Here is a 15,060-nt window from a genome sequence, read left to right as displayed (position 1 = left end):
AAAGGTCACGCCCTGGATACAGCCTTCCAGATACCCGAGGCGTCGGCGACAACCCGGCTGCCGACCATGCAGGTGCCGCGAACGAAGGAGAGCGTGGTCGTCGCCTTGACGATCTCGCATTGAAGCTCGACCAGTTCGCCGAGTTTCGGGCCCGAGATGAACTTGCACTCGAAGCTGATCGTCAGCAGGTGCTTGCCCGGATGCGGCACGCGTGCGGTTACGCCCAGACCATCGTCGCAGAAGCTCATGATCATGCCGCCATGCGCGCGGCCCAGCGAATTGTCGTGCTTTTCCTTCATGACGAAGGCGAAGCGGTGCTCGCCATCGCGCTTCCAGGCGGGCCCGACGAGGTCCGAGAACGGGGAGATGTGGATGATCGACCAGCCGCTGTCTCTCAGAAGCTCTTCGGTCTCGGCATAGGAGGGTGGCGGTTCATTTCGTGCGATCATCGGCTAGTCCTTGATAAATTCCATGAATTCGAGAACCACGCCATCCGGGTCTTCGACACAGAATATCTTGATATTGGAACCACCAAGACGGATCCGACCCGGCGGCGTGTAGGGCATGTGGCCGGCATCGATCAGCTCGCGATGAAGCCGGTCCGTATCCAGCACTTTGAGGCAAATGCGGCCGAAACCCCGTCGCGCGAGATTTGGAGCTGGCCCATCGTTCACGATGGGTTTTTTCCATTCGATCAGGTCGAGTCGCAGCGCGCCCGGCTGGTCGCTAAGGGCGAGAAGTGCCGCGCGTCCGTCGCAATCATCCGGCAGGCGAAGGATGGGGCCGAGGCCCGTCTCGCCAAAGGTCATCTCCTCGTCGAATTCCAGCACGACCTTGAAGCCCAGCCTTTGGTAGAAGGCGAGCGAGACATCGAAATTCGAGCAGTTCACATTGATGTGGAAGAAGCGCTAGACGTTCTGGAGCTCGCTCGCCCGCTGATCATTGCCATGGAGTGCGGGCGCGTCCGTCATGGAATGGTTATCACCAGCTTGCCGGTTGCCTTTCGGGAAGCGAGGTCGATGATAGCCTGAGCGCTTTCTTCGAACGGATAATGTTTCGAGATCGTGGGCCGCACCTTGCCCTCGGCGTAAAGCGCGAAAAGCGCCTCGACCGCAGTGCGATGCCGCACGGGATCTCGCTCCATCGCCGATCCCCAGAAGATGCCCAGGATATCGCAGCCCTTGAGAAGCGGCAGGTTGAGCGGGATCTTGGCGATACCGGCGGGGAAGCCGACCACGAGATAGCGGCCGAGCCAAGCGATGCTGCGCAAGGCCGGCTCCGAATAGCCGCCGCCAACCGGATCGTAGATCACATCAAATCCGCCCTCGCCGCAGACGGCCTTGAATTTCGCGGCGAGTGCGCGTTGCACGGTCGTGTCGTCCGGGTCGGAACCGTAGACGACACCATCCGTCGCGCCGCGCTCGATAGCAAGCGCCATCTTCTCGTCCGTCGAGGCTGCCGCGATGACCCGCGCGCCAAGCGCTTTTCCGATCTCCACCGCCGCCAGCCCGACGCCCCCCGAGGCGCCGAGCACCAGCAAGGTCTCGCCCGGCTGCAATCGCGCACGATCAACCAGCGCGTGATAGGACGTGCCGTAGGTCAGGATGAATGCGGCGGCCTCGTCGAAGGGCATGGCATCGGGTAACTTCGAGCAGCGCCAGGCATCGACGGCGACTTTCTCGGCGAGCCCGCCCCAGATGATCATCGCCAGCACGCGGTCACCGATCGCGAAATCCTCGACATCTTCGCCGACGGCCGAGACCACACCCGAGATCTCGCCGCCGGGAGAGAACGGGCGCGCTGGCTTATGCTGGTAGCGGTCGGAGATAATCAGCGAGTCGGGGAAGTTGGCGCCCACCGCCGCCACCGACACCACAATCTGGCCGGGTCCGGGCATGGGTTCGTCGATCTCCTCGATCGTCAGGGATTCCGGACCGCCGGCAATGCGGCTGAGGATGGCTTTCATCTCGTTCCTCGCTGCGTCACACCTTGAAGTAATCCGGCTTGTCGATCGTCCAGGTCTCGCCCCACAATTGGGCGCCGCCTGCCACATGCACCACCTCGCCGGTGACATAGGCCGCCGCCGACCCACCGAGATAGGCGCAGGCCTCGGCCACATCCCAGGTCGTGCCGTTGCGCATCATGGGATTGGACTTGGGATAGGCCTCGACGGCCTTCTCGTCATAGACTTTCCAGCCTGGCGTCTCGATGACGCCGGGGGCGATGCAATTGACCCGGATATTGTGCGGCGCCCATTCCACGGCCAGCGCCCGGGAAAGTCCGATGACGCCGGAGCGCGCGGCAATCGTATGCGCCACGCCATGCAATCCATGGCCGGTGACGACGACGATGGTGACGATGCTGCCCGGCCTGCCGGTGTCGCGCCAGTGCCTCCCGGCACCCTGCATCATGTGCCAGGTGCCGTTGAGATTGGTATTGACGACAGTGTTCCAGCCCTTGACCGAGAAATCGATCGCGGCTTGCGGGAACTGGCCGCCCGCGCTGTTGACCAGAATATCGAAGCCGCCGGACTCGGCAATCGCCGCATAAAGCGCCGCGACGCTTTCCGGCTCCCTGATATCGACCGTCTGCGACGTGACGTGCAGTCCGCGCGCGGTCATCGCTACGACTGCGGATGCGAGCTTGGCTTCGCTGCGGCCGGCTATGATGATGCGCGCGCCGAGACGGCCGAGCAGCCAGGCCGTGGCACGGCCGATGCCGCCGGCGCCGCCCGATATGAGCACGGTCTTGCCCTTGAACGCCTCCGGCCCATAGACAGTGGGGTGGATCGCGAGGGCGTCGTCGTCCAGGCCGAATTCCTTCTCAGCCATTGCGCTTCATTCCTTTCAGGAGTTCGCCCGCAATGATCATCTTGCGGACCTCCGTCGTGCCGGCGCCGATCTCGAGAAGCTTGGTGGAGCGGAACAGCCGGTTGATCTCCGATTCCCAGATATACCCCGATCCGCCATGAATCTGCACCGCCTTGTCGAGCACCGCGTTGACGGAATTGGCGGCATACATCACCGATGCCGCCGTCAGCATGTGGATATCGCCGCGCCCGCCCTCGCCAATCTCCAATGGGGCTGCCGCGGCAAGCGTCTTATAGGTGAAGCTGCGCATGGTCTCGACCAGCACGTACATTTCGGCGAGCATGGATTGCACCATCTGGAACGAGCCGATGGGCTTGCCGAATTGCTGGCGCGTCTGGGCATAATCGATCGAGAGTTCCAGCGCGCGTTCGGCGATGCCGAGGCAGAGCGGCGAAATCATCGCACGCTCGAGATCGAGACCGCTCATGACCACGGACACACCGCGATTCTCGCCGCCGACAAGATTTTCGGCCGGCACGCGGCAATCCTCGAACACCAGCTCCGCCGTCTGGCTGCCGCGATAACCCATCTTGATCAGCTTCTGCGCCACCTTGAAGCCGGGAAAATCCTTTTCGACGATGAAGGCGGAAATTCCGTGTGCGCCCTTCTCCTTGTCGGTCTTGGCGTAGACCAGCAGGACATCGGCGACAGGGCCGTTGGTGATGTAGATTTTCGAGCCATTCAGCACATAGTGGTCGCCATCGCGGCGGGCTGTGGTGCGCATCGAGCCGAGCGCATCCGAGCCGGCGCCGGGCTCGGTCAGGCCCAGCGCACCGATCTTCCGGCCCGAGCACAAGCCGGGCAGATATTTGCGGCGCTGTTCCTCGTTGCCGTTGCGGTAGATATTGTTGGCGCAGAGGTTGTCATGCGCCACGACAGCGAGCGCCATCGCATGATTCCAGCGCGAGAAACCCTGCAGCACGAGGCCGGCGGAGACGAGGTCGAGCCCGACGCCGCCATATTCCTCCGGCACCGTGACGCCGAAATAGCCCGCATCGCCGATCTTGGGAAAGGCATGCTCCGGCCACCACTCCTCGTTATCCATCCGCTCAGAGAGGGGATAGAGCTCGCCGTGCGCGAACTTGTCGGCCTGGTCCAGTATCTCCTGCTGGTCGGGCGTCAGGTCGAACGCCGATGCGGCGAAATCGTTCTTGAGACTGGCAGTCATGGTTCCTCCCTGCCTTCCAGTGTTCGTCGAAATCCGCTGCCGGACTTTCGGGTAACTTGTGTGGCGATAATGAACTGTTTTCATCTAATTCGTCAATATCGAAAGTCATAAACTATGGGGTAAAAAATACATAACATATTCAACGAAATTTCCTTGGAGGCAGAAATTCTCCATCTTCTTGTCACCGAATTTGAACGCATGTCTTGACAGTCTTGATGAATTGCAATCATTATCTCCGGGAACGAAAAGTCGAGGCGGAACGAGACTCGGCCATAGTCCTGGAGGATCATCTTGAAGGTTCCGGTCAGAACAGAGCGCGACGGCGCCGTCCTGTCGATCATGATCGACCGCGAAGAGCGGCGAAACGCGCTGAACGAGAGCGTGGCGTCCGCAATCATCTCCGCGTTGGACGCGGCCGAAGCAAACCGCGACATCCGCGCCGTGGTGCTGACGGGTGCGGGCGAAAAGGCATTCTGCGCCGGCGGCGATCTGCAGCCGGCCGCCGATGGAACGCCCTTCACCATCGATCCCGCCAACCCCAGGCATTACGTCGCCGGCCTGCTGACGCGGATGGAGCGGTGCTCGCTGCCGATCATCGGCCGCATCAATGGCCATGCGCTGGCGGGCGGTTTCGGCCTGCTCTGCGCTTGCGATCTCGTCGTGGCGCGAGAGGATGCCCTGCTCGGCGTCTCCGAGGTCAAGGTCGGGCTCTTCCCCATGATGATCCTGCCCTTCCTGCTGCGCAACCTGCCCAACCGGCTGCTGATGGAACTGTGCCTGACAGGCGAGCCGATCACCGGCGCGGAGGCGAAGGCGGCGGGCATCATCAATTACGCCGTGCCGGGTGCGGAACTCGACGCCAAGGTGAGCTGGCTGCTCGACCGCGTCACCGGCAAGTCGCCCACCGGCATCCGGCTCGGCAAGCAGGGCCTGCGCAATATCAGGGAAATGAGCATGGCCAACGCGCTCGAATATGCGCAGTTCATGCTGGTCAACATGGCGCGCACCGGGGATGCGAAGGAGGGCTTTGCCGCCTTCAACGAAAAGCGCGCACCCAACTGGACGGCGGAGTAGAGACGTGAAGAGCATCGTCAAGATCGGTTGCGGCGCCGGCTTCTGGGGCGACAGTCCGGAGGGGCCGGAGCAACTCGTCAAGGCCGGCGTCGATTACCTCGTCATGGATTATCTCGCCGAGATCACCATGTCGATCCTGACCCGCATGAAGGCCCAGAAGCCCGAACTCGGCTATGCGACGGATTTCGTCACCACGGTGATGAAGCCGCTGGCGGCTCAGATCAAGGCGAAGAAGATCCGCGTGGTGACCAATGCCGGCGGCGTCAATCCCGAGGCCTGCCGCGATGCGCTGGTGGCCCTGTTCAAGGAACTGGGCGTCGATCTGAGCGTCGCAGTCGTGCTCGGCGACGATCTCACCGATCGCGCCGGGGAGTTCCAGGCGCGCGGCGTCACCGAGATGTTCTCTGGCGAGCCGATGCCGGCGAAGCTCACCAGCGTCAATGCCTATCTCGGCGCCTTCCCGATCGCCCGCGCGCTCGATCTCGGCGCCGATATCGTGCTGACCGGACGGTGCGTGGATTCGGCGGTCGTGCTCGGACCGCTGATCCATGAATTCGGCTGGAAGGAAGATGATTTCGACCTGCTGGCTGCGGGCAGCCTAGCCGGCCATATCATCGAGTGCGGCGCGCAGACCACGGGTGGCGTGTTCACCGACTGGCGTGACGTCGCCGAGGACTGGGACCGGATGGGTTTCCCAATCGCCGAATGCCGAGCCGACGGAACGTTCGAGATCACCAAGCCGGAGGACACCGGTGGCGCGGTGACGCCCGAGACCGTGGCCGAGCAGGTCGTCTACGAGGTCGGAGATCCCCGGAGCTACCTGCTGCCTGATGTGACCTGCGATTTCTCGATGGTGACGCTGGCAGCGAGCGGTCCGGACCGGGTGCGCGTGACGGGCGCCAAGGGTCGCGCGCCGACCAGTACCTACAAGGTCTGCGCGACCTATGCCGACGGCTATCGCTCCGCCGCAACCATGATGATCGCCGGCCGAGAAGCGGTGGCCAAAGCCGAGGCGGTTGGCCGGGCGATCCTGAAGCGTTCGTCGCGGCTGATGCACGAGGCGGGGTTTGCCGATTTCACCGAGCGCGCGTTAGAGGTGATCGGCAGTGAATTCAGCTATGGCGCGCAGGCCGCCCATGGCGACGCCCGCGAGGTTATTCTTCGCATCGCCGTGCGGCATGGCTCGAAGGACGCATTGCAGATTTTCGGCCGGGAAATCTATCCCGCAGCGACGGCCATGGCGCAGGGGCTGACGGGCTTCGCCGGCGGACGGCCGGAGCCGCAGCCGGTGATACGGCTGTTTTCGTTCCTGACCGACAAGTCGGATGTGCAGGTGCGCATCGTGTTCGGCGACGAAGCGCGCACGATTGCGATCTTCCAGCCCGACCCGGGAAGCGGAGAGGCTCTAGTCGAGCACCCGCTTCAAAGCCAAGAAATTCCCACGGGGGCGGTAGCCAATGTCCCGCTGATCCGCATCGCACATGGCCGTAGCGGCGATAAGGGCGATACCGCCAATATCGGCGTCATCGCCCGCGACGAGAAGTTTGTGCCGATCATCCGTCGCGCTCTCACCGAGCAGGCGGTCGGCCAGTATTTCCAGCACATTCTGCGCGGCAAGGTCACGCGGTTCGAGTGGCCGGGGCTCACCGGCTTTAACTTCGTGATGGAAAACGCGCTTGGCGGCGGCGGCGTGGCATCGCTGCGCAACGATCCGCAGGGCAAGGCGCTGGCGCAGATTCTCATGGACATGCCGGTCGCGGTGCCGGTGCGCTTGCTTGAGGATAACGGCCAGCGGAACGGACGGAAAGTATCAGCATGACTGCTCGGGCCTTGCCATTCAAGAAAATCCTCATCGCCAATCGCGGCGAGATCGCGGTGCGCGTCATCCGCACGCTCAATGAACTCGGCATCGCCTCCGTCGCGGTGCATCACCGCGTGGAAAAGCGGGCGAAGCATGTGCGGCTTGCATTCGAAGCGATCGAGCTGGAAGGCGCCTCGCCGGTCGCAGCACATCTAGACGGGCCGCAGATCATCAAGGCGGCACTTCACTGCGGCGCCGATGCGATCCATCCGGGCTACGGCTTTCTCTCGGAGAATGCGGGCTTTGCCCAGGCCGTCGCCGATGCGGGCATCACCTTCATCGGCCCCTCGGCTGATACGATCAGCCTGATGGGCGACAAGATCTCGGCCCGGAATTTCGCCGAGGAGCGCGGCGTGCCGGTGGCGCCCTCCGTTATGCCGACCGACGATCTTGACGCCTTTGCCGCGGCGGCCGAGAAGATCGGTTTCCCCCTATTGATCAAGGCGGCTGCCGGCGGCGGCGGCAAGGGCATGAGCATCGTGCGCGAGGCGTCGCAACTGAAGGAAGCCGCGCGCATCGCGGCCAGCGAGGCACAGCGCTATTTCAACGATGGTCGCGTCTATGCCGAGGTCTATGTCGAAAAGCCCAGGCATATCGAGGTGCAGGTGCTCGGCGATGGCAAGGGCAACGCCATCCATCTTATGGAGCGGGAATGCTCGGTGCAGCGGCGGTTCCAGAAGATCATCGAGGAGGCGCCGGCGGCCAACCTGCCGGCGGCACTTCGTGACGAGATCTGCGCATCAGCCGTACGCCTCGCAGCCGCCGCGAACTACAAGAATGCCGGCACGGTGGAATATATACTGGGCGCCGATGGCCGCTTCTTCTTCCTCGAGATGAACACGCGGCTGCAGGTCGAGCATCCCGTGACCGAGATGATTACCGGGCTCGATCTGGTCAAGGCGCAGATCGAGATTGCGGCGGATTTCGGCCTGCCGCTGACGCAGGATCAGGTGCGGGCGAACGGACATTCCATCGAGTGCCGCATCTGCGCCGAGGATCCGGACAGCAATTTCATGCCGGAAACCGGCTCGATCGATTATCTTGGCGTGCCCGAGGGACCGCATCTGCGCTTCGAGAATGCGCTCGACAGCGGGCAGAAGGTGACGACGGATTTCGATCCGATGCTGGCGAAGCTGGTCGCGCATGGCGCCGACCGCGACGCGGCGATCGCCAACACGATCGAGGCGCTGAAGGATCTGGAAATTCTCGGCGTCAAGACCAACACCGACTACCTGATCCGGGTGGTCGGCCATCCGGCCTTCGTGGCCGGCGAGCTGCATACCGGCTTCATTCCGCAATATGCGGGAGACCTTGCGACGGCCAAGCTCACCACCGAGGAGCTCGACAAGGCGCTGATCGCAGCGGCGCTCGGCTTCAAGGAATTCCGCGACATCGCCTTCGGTCTGCCCGAGCCGCATGCCTCAATCGGCTACTGGAGAAACTGACAATGACCTTCAAACTCGATCTTGAAGGCGAACGGCATCTCGTCGAGATCGTCAGGCGACGGCCGCATCTGGTCATCCGCATCGATGGGCGCGAGCATGAGGTCAACGAGCCCGGCAGCGTCGATAGCGGCCGTCATACGCTGGAGATCGGCGGCAAGCCACTCCGTATCGCGCGTGCCCATACCGCCAAGAGTCAGATCATCCGCTTCGGTGGACGGACGATCGAGGTGACACTGGTCGATCCGCGTTCGGAGGCGGTCAATAGCGGTGCGAGCGCCAGCCAGATCCGCGCGCCGATGCCGGGATCGGTGGTCTCGATCCAGAAGAGCGTCGGTGACAGCGTTTCTCGTGGCGAAACCATACTCACTATCGAGAGCATGAAATTGCAGACGGCGCTGACCGCGCCCCGCGATGGCGTGATCGCTGAAATCCTCCGCCGCGAGGGAGAGACATTCGATAAGGACGAGGTCGTCGTGCGCTTCGAGGATGTCTCGGGAGAAGGGCAGTAACATGCGACGCATTCAATCAAACGTCAGCACCTCGAGCGCCGATTTCCGCAGGAATGACGAGTATAACCGTGGGCTGGTCGCCGAATTCAGGCGCAAGCAGGACGAGGCGCGGCATAGCCGGCCGCAGCGCGATCTCGACCGGCTGCTGAAGCAGGGCAAGATGACGCCGCGCCAGCGGATCGAAAAGCTGCTCGACCCGGGCACGCCTTTTCTGGAGATCTCATCGCTCGCGGCGAACATGGCTTATGACGGCGAGTCGCCATCGGCCAGCTGCATCGCCGGCATCGGTGTCGTGTCGGGCCGGGAGGTGATGATCCGCGCCGACGATTCGACCATCAAGGGCGGCGCCTGGTATCCGCTGACGGCGAAAAAGATCGTCCGCGCGCTGGACATCGCCATCGAGAACCGGCTGCCGGTGATCCATCTCTGCGATTCCGGCGGCGGCTTCCTGCAATTGCAGTCCGAGGTCTTCCCGGACAAATACATGGCCGGGCGCATTTTCCGCAACCAGTCGATTCTGTCGAAGATGGGCGTCAAGCAGTTGGCGCTGGTGTTCGGTCATTGCACGGCGGGTGGCGCTTACATCCCGGCGCTGTCCGACTACAGCGTTATCGTGCGCGGTACGGGCGCCGTGTTCCTCGGCGGCCCGCCGCTGGTGCGCGCCGCGACCGGCGAGGACGTCACGGTCGAGGAACTCGGCGGCGCCGACATGCATACAAGCGTCTCCGGCACCGTCGATTATCCAGCGGCAACGGAGGAAGAGGCGATCCATATCGGCCGCGAGATCGTGTCCCAGTGGGATCGGGCGCAGAAGTGGCATATCCAGCGCGAGACGCCGGAGGAGCCGGCCTACGATCCGCAGGAAATCTACGGCATCCTCGCCGACGACATCAAGAAGCAGTTCGACATGCGGGAGATCGTCGCCCGTATCGTCGATGGCAGCCGGTTCCATGAATACCAGCCGAACTACGGCACGTCGCTGGTCTGCGGCTATGCCAATATCTGGGGCTACAAGGTCGGCATCCTCGCCAACAATGGCGTGCTGTTCAACGATTCCTCGCTCAAGGGCGCGCATTTCATCGAGCTCTGCAATCAGAACAACACGCCGCTGGTGTTCCTGCAGAACATCACCGGCTACATGATCGGCCGCGAATATGAGCGTAAGGGCATCACCAAGGACGGCGCCAAGATGATCATGGCGCAATCCTGCAGCCGGGTACCGAAGTTTACCGTGATGTGCAACGGCTCCTTCGGCGCCGGCAATTACGGCATGTGCGGCCGCGCCTTCGATGGCCGCATGCTGTTCACTTGGCCCAACCACCAGATCGGCGTGATGGGCGGCGACCAAGCCGCCAATACGCTGGCCGAGATCAAGGTCAACCAGCTCAAGCGCAATGGCGATGCGGTCAATCGGGAGGACATCGACAAACTCTGGGAGACGACGCGCAAGGCCTATCAGGAACAGCTGTCGTCCTATTATTCGACCTCGGAACTGTGGGACGACGGCATTATCGATCCGGTCGATACGCGTAACGCGCTCGGCGTCGCGATCTCGGCATCGCTCAACGCGCCGCTCGGGGATCCGGGCTATGGCGTCTTCCGGTTCTGAGGCGGCAGCGATGGCGGCGCCGATCATCTTCTACATGGATTTCGCCTCTCCCTATGCGTATTTCACGCTGGATGGCATCGAGGAAATCGCCCGCGAAGCGGGCCGCACGGTGGAGTGGCGGCCGGTGCTGATATGGGCGGTGTTCAAGCAACTCGGTATTTCCGCGCCGATGGATGTTCCGGCGAAGAAAGACTATCTCGTCACCGACATGCGGCGTTCGGCTGAATATTTCGGCGTACCCTACCGCCATCCCACGCGGTTGCCGGCATCGGCCCATCTCGCGACGCGGCTCTATCTGACGATCGCGGAGCGGGATGGAGCATTGGCGCGACAATTCGGCCTTGGCATCTTCCAGTCGTTCTTCCAGGAGGACGGCGATATTACTAACAAGGATCATGTCATCGAGATTGCCTTACGCCATGGAATCGATAGCCAGACTGCCGAGGAGGCGATGAACGGACCGCGAGGCCGGGAACTGCTTGCCGCTCGTGTTGATCAGGCTATCGCCGACCAGGTGATCGGCTCGCCCTTCTTCCTTGTCGATGGCGAACCCTTCTTCGGGGCGGACCGGCTGCCGCAGGTCAAGTGGAGACTTCGCAATGGCTGACTACGAGGACGTGACGCTCGATATCAACGGGCATATCGCGACGATCGCGATCAACCGTCCATCGCGCCTCAATGCATTCCGCGACCAGACGGCGAACGAATTGCGCGCGGCGCTCGCCGAGGCGTCGGCGGATGCGAATGTCCGTGCCGTGATATTGACCGGGAACGGGCGGGCCTTCGGCGCCGGCTATGACCTGGCGCAGATCACGCCGGATGAAGTGCCTGCGCTCGACCACGTGCTGGAGACGCATTTCAACCCGCTGATCAAGGCGATGCGCGAAAGCCGGCTGCCTGTTGTCACGGCGGTCAATGGACCCTGTGCGGGTGCCGCGATCGGCCTGGCGCTCGCCGGTGATATCGTGCTTGTCGCGCGGTCCGCCTATTTCTACGAGCCCTTCGTCAACATCGCGCTGGTGCCGGATGCGGGCAACACGCTGTTCCTGCCGCGGATCATTGGCCGCGCCCGCGCCATGCCGATGATGCTGCTCGGCGACCGGATCAGCGCCGCGAAGGCGCTAGAATGGGGGCTGGTCTGGGAAGTTCATGACGACGACCTGCTGATGAACGCGGCGATCACGATTGCCGCGAAACTCTCCGGCCTCGACCCCGATGCGGTGGCTGCGACCAAGCGGCTGGTGACGGCCGCGTCCGATTTCGGCATGGACGAGCAGCTCGGACTTGAGCGTGATCTTCAGGGCATCGCGGGCCGGTCGGAAGCGGTTCAGAAAGAAATCGCGGCATTCTTCGCGCGCAAATCGGGCACATAACGTCCCGGGCGATTATATCAAGGTATTGGAGGGGCGACCCATGACACTGAGCGTTTTCATCCTTTCGGGCGTTCGCACCGCGATCGGTACGTTCGGCGGCGCGCTTGCCGGCGAGACGCCGACGAAACTCGGCGCGGCGGTGGTGACAGAGGCTCTCAGCCGTGCATCGGTCGCGGGCGATCAGGTCGGGCATGTCGTGTTCGGCAATGTCATTCCCACGGAGCCGCGCGATGCCTATCTGGCGCGCGTGGCTGCGATCGATGCGGGCATTCCGAAATCGGTGCCGGCGATGAATGTCAACCGGCTGTGCGGCAGCGGCGTGCAGGCGATCGTCTCGGCGGCGCAAAGCGTGATGCTCGGCGATGCCGAGATCGCCGTCGCGGGCGGCTCCGAAGTGATGAGCCGGTCGCCGCACAATATGCGGCCGACCCGGTTTGGCCAGAAGATGGGCGATTTCACCGTGGTCGATGTCCTGACCGGCATTCTTACCGACCCGTTCGGCAATGGCATCATGGGCGTGACGGCGGAGAATGTCGCCGCGAAATACGGCATCAGCCGCGACGACCAGGACGCCTTCGCCTATGCGAGCCAGATCCGCGCGGCGAAAGCGATCGCAGCAGGTCATTTCAGGGAACAGATCCTGCCGATCGAGGTCAGCAAGGGCCGCAATACGGTGAGCTTCTATGCGGATGAGCACAACAAGCCGGATACGACACTCGAGGAACTGGCCAAGCTGCGCACCGTGTTTAAGAAGGATGGCTCGGTGACCGCCGGCAATGCGTCCGGGATCAACGACGGTGCCGCGGCGCTGGTGCTGGCAAGCGGGAGCCGAGTGGAGCGCGACGGCCTCAAGCCGCTCGCCCGCATCATCGGCTACGCGCATGCCGGCGTCGAACCCGGCGAGATGGGGATCGGCCCGATCCCGGCCGTCCGCGCGCTGCTGGAGAAGACCGGCCTGCGCGTCGGTGATTTCCACGTGGTCGAATCCAACGAGGCCTTTGCGGCGCAGGCGCTGGCCGTGTCCCGCGCCTTGGAATTCGACCCTGAAAAGACCAATCCGGATGGCGGGGCGATTGCGCTCGGCCATCCCGTCGGCGCGACCGGTGCGATCCTGACCATCAAGGCGCTGCATTATCTCAAGCGCACGGGCGGCCGCACGGCGCTGATCACACTGTGCATTGGCGGCGGCCAGGGTATTGCGCTTGCCATCGAACGTGTGTGATTTTCAGCTTCGCCTGGGAGGGACAAGATGATGAGCCGCTATTTCGAGACCTATGTAGACTGGCAGGCCGATCCCGAGGGCTTCTGGCGCAAGGCGGCCGAGGCGATCGACTGGTTCGAGAGGCCGAAGCAGATTTTCGATGCGACGGCGGGCGTCTACGGCCGCTGGTTTCCGGATGCCGTGACCAATACCTGCCACAACTGCCTCGATCGCCACGTCGCCGCCGGCCGGGGCGACCAGGCGGCCCTGATCTACGATAGCGCCATGACCGGGACGAAGCGGTCCTACAGCTATGCGCAGGCGCTCAAGGAAGTCGAGGCGATTGCCGCCGTCATGCAGTCGCTTGGCGTCGAGAAGGGCGACCGGGTGATCATCTATATGCCGATGGTGCCGGAGGCTGTGTTCACCATGCTTGCCTGCGCCCGCATCGGGGCCATTCATTCCGTGGTGTTCGGCGGTTTCGCGGCGGCGGAACTCGCGACCCGCATCGACGATTCCACTGCCAAGCTGATGGTCACTGCGAGCTGTGGCATCGAGCCTGGGCGGATCGTTGATTACAAGCCGCTGGTGGATGCGGCGATCGATCTGGCTCAGGCCAAACCCTCGAAGGTTTTGATGCTGCAGCGGCCAATCCGGCCGGCAGACCTTGTCGATGGCCGCGACGTGGATTTCGCCAGCGCTGTGGCGGAGCAGAAGGCCAGCGGCGCTCAAGTGCCTTGTGTTCCAGTGAAGGCCACCGACCCTCTCTACATCCTCTACACGTCGGGCACGACCGGCCAGCCGAAAGGCGTGGTGCGCGACAATGGCGGCCACATGGTCGCGCTCGCCTGGTCGATGCCGAATATCTTCGGCGTGGCGCCGGGCGAGGTCTATTGGGCTGCGTCCGATATCGGCTGGGTGGTCGGGCATTCCTACATCGTCTATGGCCCGCTTCTCAACGGCAACACGACGATCCTCTATGAAGGCAAGCCGGTCGGCACGCCCGATGCAGGCGCGTTCTGGCGGGTGATCAGCGAACATGGCGTGAAGGCGATGTTCACCGCGCCCACGGCGATCCGGGCGATGCGGCGCGAGGATCCCGAGGGAAAGCTTGCCGGCAATTACGATCTCTCCGCGCTACGGGCACTGTTTCTCGCCGGCGAGCGCGCCGATACCGAAAGCCTCAAATGGGCCGAAACCCTGCTCGGCAAGCCGGTGATCGATCACTGGTGGCAGACCGAGACCGGCTGGCCGGTCGCGGCCGACCCGCTCGGCCTCGGCCTTCTGCCTGTTAAGCATGGATCTTCGTCGGTTCCCATGCCGGGCTACACCGTGGAGATTCTCGACGACGCCGGCCATCCCGTCGAACGCGGCCAGCTCGGCAATATCGTGGTCAAGCTGCCGCTGCCTCCGGGGTGCCTGGCAACCTTCTGGAACGCCGACGACCGGTTCCGCAAGGCGTGCCTCGAAGAGTTTCCGGGCTATTACAAGACCGCTGATGGCGGGTATATCGATGAAGACGGTTATATCTTCATCATGGCGCGGACCGATGACATCATCAACTGCGCCGGCCATCGTCTCTCCACCGGGCAGATGGAAGACGTGCTCGCGAGCCATGCCGATGTCGCGGAATGCGCGGTCATCGGCGTACATGACGACCTCAAGGGCCAGGTTCCGGTGGGGCTGGTGGTGTTGAAGGCGGGTGTCGCGCGCGATACCACCGATGTCAGCCGCGAGGTCGTGAGGCTGGTGCGCGAAAAGATCGGGCCGGTGGCCGCGTTCAAGCTGGCGATCTGCGTCAAGCGACTGCCGAAGACCCGGTCGGGGAAGATCCTGCGCGGCACGATGCAGAAGATCGCAGACCGCGAGGAATGGAAAATGCCGGCGACGATCGAGGATGCCAGCGTGCTCGACGAGATTTCGGCGGCACTCCGGGCGCATCTTGGCTGA

General features: G+C 63.2%; 14 protein-coding genes. 9 read left to right on the top strand and 5 right to left on the bottom strand.

The features are described 5' to 3' along the window. Positions 1-5: 5 nt before the first annotated feature. The 5 genes from IHQ71_RS27755 to IHQ71_RS27735 form a co-directional block, all read right to left on the bottom strand. The gene (locus IHQ71_RS27755; protein WP_258159621.1) at positions 6-449 is read right to left on the bottom strand and encodes a PaaI family thioesterase; all 444 of its coding nucleotides are present in this window, start codon (positions 447-449) and stop codon (positions 6-8) included. 3 nt (positions 450-452) lie between these two features. Next, the gene (locus IHQ71_RS27750; protein WP_258159620.1) at positions 453-890 is read right to left on the bottom strand and encodes a VOC family protein; all 438 of its coding nucleotides are present in this window, start codon (positions 888-890) and stop codon (positions 453-455) included. Between the two features lie 77 nt (positions 891-967). Next, the gene (locus IHQ71_RS27745) at positions 968-1,966 is read right to left on the bottom strand and encodes an NADPH:quinone oxidoreductase family protein (protein ID WP_258159619.1); all 999 of its coding nucleotides are present in this window, start codon (positions 1,964-1,966) and stop codon (positions 968-970) included. Between the two features lie 16 nt (positions 1,967-1,982). Beyond that, a complete protein-coding gene (locus tag IHQ71_RS27740; RefSeq protein WP_258159618.1) occupies positions 1,983-2,831 on the bottom strand; it encodes an SDR family NAD(P)-dependent oxidoreductase in 849 nt (282 codons plus the stop codon). Further along, positions 2,824-4,038: an acyl-CoA dehydrogenase family protein gene (locus IHQ71_RS27735; RefSeq protein ID WP_258159617.1), complete on the bottom strand. Its 1,215-nt coding sequence runs from the start codon at positions 4,036-4,038 to the stop codon at positions 2,824-2,826. Before IHQ71_RS27735 ends, IHQ71_RS27740 begins: the two co-directional genes overlap by 8 nt. Before the next feature lie 291 nt (positions 4,039-4,329). On the opposite strand from IHQ71_RS27735, the gene IHQ71_RS27730 reads away from it, so the two are divergent. From IHQ71_RS27730 to IHQ71_RS27690, 9 genes are read left to right on the top strand one after another with little or no spacing between them, the layout of a single operon-like run. Then, on the top strand, positions 4,330-5,112 hold the full coding sequence (locus IHQ71_RS27730) for an enoyl-CoA hydratase-related protein (RefSeq protein WP_258159616.1): 783 nt from the start codon (positions 4,330-4,332) through the stop codon (positions 5,110-5,112). 4 nt (positions 5,113-5,116) lie between these two features. Beyond that, positions 5,117-6,931: an acyclic terpene utilization AtuA family protein gene (locus tag IHQ71_RS27725; protein WP_258159615.1), complete on the top strand. Its 1,815-nt coding sequence runs from the start codon at positions 5,117-5,119 to the stop codon at positions 6,929-6,931. After that, positions 6,928-8,418 carry an acetyl/propionyl/methylcrotonyl-CoA carboxylase subunit alpha gene (locus tag IHQ71_RS27720; protein WP_258159614.1) on the top strand — a complete coding sequence of 497 codons (1,491 nt, stop codon included), beginning with the start codon at positions 6,928-6,930 and terminating at the stop codon, positions 8,416-8,418. Before IHQ71_RS27725 ends, IHQ71_RS27720 begins: the two co-directional genes overlap by 4 nt. A gap of 2 nt (positions 8,419-8,420) precedes the next feature. Beyond that, the gene (locus tag IHQ71_RS27715; protein WP_258159613.1) at positions 8,421-8,927 is read left to right on the top strand and encodes a biotin/lipoyl-containing protein; all 507 of its coding nucleotides are present in this window, start codon (positions 8,421-8,423) and stop codon (positions 8,925-8,927) included. Between the two features lies 1 nt (position 8,928). Beyond that, positions 8,929-10,536, top strand: coding sequence for an acyl-CoA carboxylase subunit beta (locus tag IHQ71_RS27710; protein WP_258159612.1), 1,608 nt, complete (start codon positions 8,929-8,931; stop codon positions 10,534-10,536). 10 nt (positions 10,537-10,546) lie between these two features. Then, the gene (locus IHQ71_RS27705) at positions 10,547-11,143 is read left to right on the top strand and encodes a 2-hydroxychromene-2-carboxylate isomerase (protein WP_258159611.1); all 597 of its coding nucleotides are present in this window, start codon (positions 10,547-10,549) and stop codon (positions 11,141-11,143) included. After that, complete coding sequence (locus IHQ71_RS27700; protein WP_258159610.1) at positions 11,136-11,909, top strand: enoyl-CoA hydratase-related protein; 774 nt, start codon at positions 11,136-11,138, stop codon at positions 11,907-11,909. The genes IHQ71_RS27705 and IHQ71_RS27700 overlap by 8 nt, the downstream gene beginning before the upstream one ends. A 40-nt stretch (positions 11,910-11,949) precedes the next feature. Then, positions 11,950-13,131, top strand: a complete 1,182-nt coding sequence (gene bktB / locus IHQ71_RS27695; RefSeq protein WP_258159609.1) for a beta-ketothiolase BktB — start codon at positions 11,950-11,952, stop codon at positions 13,129-13,131. A gap of 27 nt (positions 13,132-13,158) precedes the next feature. Beyond that, positions 13,159-15,060 carry a propionyl-CoA synthetase gene (locus IHQ71_RS27690; RefSeq protein WP_258159608.1) on the top strand — a complete coding sequence of 634 codons (1,902 nt, stop codon included), beginning with the start codon at positions 13,159-13,161 and terminating at the stop codon, positions 15,058-15,060.

It is taken from the genome of Rhizobium sp. TH2 (assembly GCF_024707525.1).
In the GTDB taxonomy this organism is placed as follows: domain Bacteria; phylum Pseudomonadota; class Alphaproteobacteria; order Rhizobiales; family Rhizobiaceae; genus Rhizobium_E.
This window is presented reverse-complemented; position numbering and strand designations above follow the sequence as displayed.